This window comes from Pseudoalteromonas sp. CR1 (assembly GCF_019392235.1).
Taxonomy (GTDB): Bacteria; Pseudomonadota; Gammaproteobacteria; order Enterobacterales; family Alteromonadaceae; genus Pseudoalteromonas.
Genome location: NZ_JAHXRM010000160.1, coordinates 1 through 280, shown reverse-complemented (window position 1 = coordinate 280; position 280 = coordinate 1). Strand labels below are relative to the sequence as shown.

1 protein-coding gene is annotated in these 280 nt (G+C 64.6%); it reads right to left on the bottom strand.

Annotated features, from left to right (window positions below):
- Positions 1-264 (bottom strand): aminotransferase class V-fold PLP-dependent enzyme (locus tag KZZ04_RS18915; RefSeq protein ID WP_219423791.1); only part of this gene is annotated, 264 nt, incomplete at its 3' end.
- Positions 265-280 lie beyond the last annotated feature (16 nt).

The window sequence follows — 280 nt, the reverse complement described above, 5'->3', positions numbered from 1 at the left end:
CAGGCGCTGGAGGAAGCCCGGCCTTACATACATCAGCGCCGTACCGCGTGGCCCGCGCAGGTGTTTGCGCCCGGCTGACTTGAGCACATCGCAGTGCAGTGCCTGCACGTCGACCGGCAGTTGCCCCACGGCTTGGCCGGCGTCGATGAAATAGGCGATACCGTGACGCTTGGCCACTTCGCCGATCGCCTGGGCGGGGTTGATCAGGCCACCGTTGGCCGGCAGCCAGGTCAAATCGATCAACTTGACGTTGGCATCGATCATCGACTCCAGCGCCACC